The sequence below is a fragment of the Peterkaempfera griseoplana genome, assembly GCF_001418575.1.
Lineage (GTDB): Bacteria > Actinomycetota > Actinomycetes > Streptomycetales > Streptomycetaceae > Peterkaempfera > Peterkaempfera griseoplana.
In genome coordinates this window covers 1-3,177 of sequence record NZ_LIQR01000379.1, presented here as the reverse complement: position 1 = coordinate 3,177, position 3,177 = coordinate 1, and the positions used below count along the sequence as shown (strand labels likewise).

Genomic DNA, 3,177 nt, shown 5'->3' with positions numbered 1-3,177 from the left:
GTCGGAAGTCCACAGGAGCGAGGGTCGCAGGCCCGGGGCCCGCGGGGCCCGGCGCCACGGGACCCGGTGGCGGCGGACCGTACGTCATGGGTTGAGGAAGCCCGCCCGGCTCAGCACCTTCCTGCCCTCGGCGGACCGCACCAGGGCGATGAAGGCCCTGGCCTCCTCGGGCTCGGAGGAGTGCTTCAGCAGCACGATCGGATAGTCGTTGACGGCCCCGGCCGACTCGGGGAACCGGACGCCGTCGACCTTGCCCGCCGCCGCCCTCACATCGGTCTGGTAGACCACCGCGGCGTCCACCTCCTTCAGCTCCACCTTGGTCAGGGCGCCCTTGACGTCCTGCTCGTAGGAGACCGGGGTGAGCTTCAGCCCGGCGGCGTCCAGGGCCTTCTGCGCCGCGGCGCCGCAGGGGACCTCCTTGGCGCAGAGCGCGACCTTGAGCCCGGACGTCGTGGTGAGGTCCCTGAGGGTGGAGATCCTCCGGGGGTTGCCGGGCGGCACCGCGATCTCCAGCTGGTTGCGGACGAAGACGACCGGGGTGCCCGTGGCATCGCCCGCATCGGTGACGGTCTTCATCGTCTTGGGGCTGGCCGCGGCGAAGACGTCGGCGGGCGCCCCCGCGGTGATGCTTGCGGCCAGGGTGTCGCTGCCGCCGAAGGAGAACTCCACATGGCTGCCCGGGTGGGCCTTCTCGAACTCCTTGCCCAGGGCCGTGAAGCCCTCCTTGAGGGAGGCCGCGGCGTAGACGGTGATCTCCCCCGTCATCCGGTCCGCGGACGCCCCGGGCGAGGAGGAGCCGCCGGAGGAGCAGGCACTGAGCGCCAGCAGCGCCAGAGCACCTGCCGCGACGCCCCGAAGGGCCCGTCGACGCGGGGAACGGATCATCACAGCTCTCTCCCTCAGGCTCTGCCGCTGCGGTCCCTGGACGGCCGGACCCACCCTTCGATCATAGTGCCGCAGATGCTAGCCGTGACCGGTCCTGCCCATTGCACAAACCTAATGATTGCGCGGAATCCACTTGCAGATGCGCTTACCGACCTGCCCACAGGTACCGTCGTACCGGAGGTGCGAGCCGATGAACGGGACCGCCGCAGCCGCCGGACCCCTGGCCGGGGTGGAGCTGACCGGGGACCTGGCCTGCCCCGTCCGTCTCACCGTGCCCGACCTCCAGGCCTGGCCCCAGCACCGCATCCGGGTCTCCTTCGCATGCGCGACCAGCGGTGTCCAGCACCACCACTCCAGGGTCCGCTGCTGCACGACGTACTGGCGGCCGCCGGACCCGGCTTCGACCCGGCCCGCCACAGGGACCGGCTACGCTTCCTGATCGCGGTCACCGGCGCCGACGGCCACCGGGCCCTGCTCTCCTGGGGCGAGATCGACCCGGACTTCGGCAGGGCTCAGGTCCTGCCGGCGGCGCGCGCCGACGACGCCCCGCTCGACCGCCTGGGCCCGCAGCTGGTGCTGCCGCAGGACCGCTGCGGGGCGCGGCACGTCAGCGGCATCACCACCATCAGGGTCGACGGTCAGTACACGTCGCGGACATAGCGCCGCTCGGAGGCGAGCTGCTTGACGTACGCGGCCGCCGCCTCCTCGTCCAGACCACCGTGCACCGAGGCGACGTCGCGCAGGGCCTGATCGACGTCCCTGGCCATCCGGGAGGCGTCACCGCAGACATAGAGGCGGGCGCCGGTCTGCAGCCAGGACCAGAGCGCGGGGCCGTGCTCGCGCATCCGGTCCTGGACGTAGACCTTGGCCCGCTGGTCGCGGGAGAAGGCGGTGTCCAGACGGGTCAGGGTGCCCTCGGACCGGAGGGCGGAGAGCTCCTCGCGGTAGTAGAAGTCGGTGGCGCGGCGCTGCTCGCCGAAGAAGAGCCAGTTGGGTCCGCGATGCCCCCGGGCCCGGCGCTCGGCGAGGAAGCCGAGGAAGGGCGCCACCCCGGTGCCCGCGCCCACCATCACCATCGGGGTTGCGGAGTCGGCCGGCGGCCTGAAGTGCGGGGCCCGCTGGACGAAGACCGGCATCGGGCTGCCGGGCTCGGCGTCGGCGAGGTGGGTGGAGCAGACCCCCGCCCGTGGCCGGCCGTGCCGGTTCTCGTAGCGGACGACGGAGACCGTCAGCGACACAAGGCCGGGATCGACGAGGGGGCTGGACGATATGGAGTACAGCCGCGGCTGGAGGCGCTTGAGGACCCCGGCCCACTCCTCGGCGGTGGCGCGGACGGAGTGCCCGGCGACCACGTCCACGGCCTGGCGGCCCCACGACCAGGCGGCGAGCTCGCCCTTGTTGCCGGGGCGCAGCAGCTTCTGCAGCTCGCGGTCGCGGGTCCGCTCGGCGGTGAACCGCAGCAGGTCCGGGGTGATCCTGGTGATGTCCAGGTGCCGGTGCAGTGCCTCGCCGAACGGGACCGGACCGAGGCCCGCCAGCTCCACCTCGGTGGCGGCGTCCAGACCGGTGACGGCCAGCCACTCCGCCACCAGGTCCGGGGAGTTGACTGGATGTACTCCCAGGGAGTCACCGGCCTCGTACTCCAGCGGGGTTTCGCCCTCCCGGGTGTCGAAGGTGAACCGGCGGACCTCCTTGGCCGCTCCGGGCAGGCTCAGCAGCCGGTTGCCGGTGAGACGGGCGGTGACCGGCGCGGGCCGGGCGGAACGTCCGGTGCCCACCGCCGGTGCGAGCGCGGGCGCAGGGGCGGCCGGGGCGGGGTCCGCGTCGGTGAGTGCCGCCAGCACCTGGTCCAGCCAGGCGAGGGCCGACGGCTCGTAGTCGGGTTCGCAGTCCGTACGCGGGGCCAGCCGCACCGCACCCAGCTCGTCCAGCCGCTGGTCGAGCCGCCGCCCGTGGGCGCAGAAGTCGTCGTAGGAGGAGTCGCCCAGCGCCAGTACGGCATAGCGCACACCGTCCAGCCGGGCCGTGCCCGGGGAGGTCAGGGCCTCCCAGAAGCCGGAACCGTTGTCGGGCGCGTCGCCGTCGCCGAAGGTGCTGGTGATCAGCAGCAGGTCGGCGGTGGTGGGCAGCGCCCCGGGGTCGGCCTCGTGCATGCCGACGAGGGTGGCGCGATGACCCGACCGGCTCAGGCGTTCGGCCGTGGCGGCGGCGAACTCCTCCGCGTTCCCCGTCTGCGACGCCCACAGCACCACGACGTCCCGGCGGCCCTCGGCGGCACCGGCGGCGGGCGCC

The 3,177-nt window shown here is 73.2% G+C and carries 2 protein-coding genes and 1 pseudogene; 1 reads left to right on the top strand and 2 read right to left on the bottom strand.

Translation table 11 applies throughout. From position 1 onward, the window contains the following. Nucleotides 1-84: 84 nt before the first annotated feature. On the bottom strand, nucleotides 85-885 hold the full coding sequence (gene modA, locus AOK09_RS26535) for a molybdate ABC transporter substrate-binding protein (RefSeq protein WP_055589781.1): 801 nt from the start codon (nucleotides 883-885) through the stop codon (nucleotides 85-87). A gap of 190 nt (nucleotides 886-1,075) precedes the next feature. Between modA and AOK09_RS26530 the strand changes: the two are divergent. Beyond that, nucleotides 1,076-1,545, top strand: a pseudogene (locus AOK09_RS26530) (hypothetical protein). Here the strand turns inward: AOK09_RS26530 and AOK09_RS26525 are convergent. Beyond that, nucleotides 1,524-3,177 (bottom strand): diflavin oxidoreductase (locus tag AOK09_RS26525; RefSeq protein ID WP_169797069.1); only part of this gene is annotated, 1,654 nt, incomplete at its 5' end. The pseudogene AOK09_RS26530 and the gene AOK09_RS26525 sit on opposite strands and share 22 nt — an antisense overlap.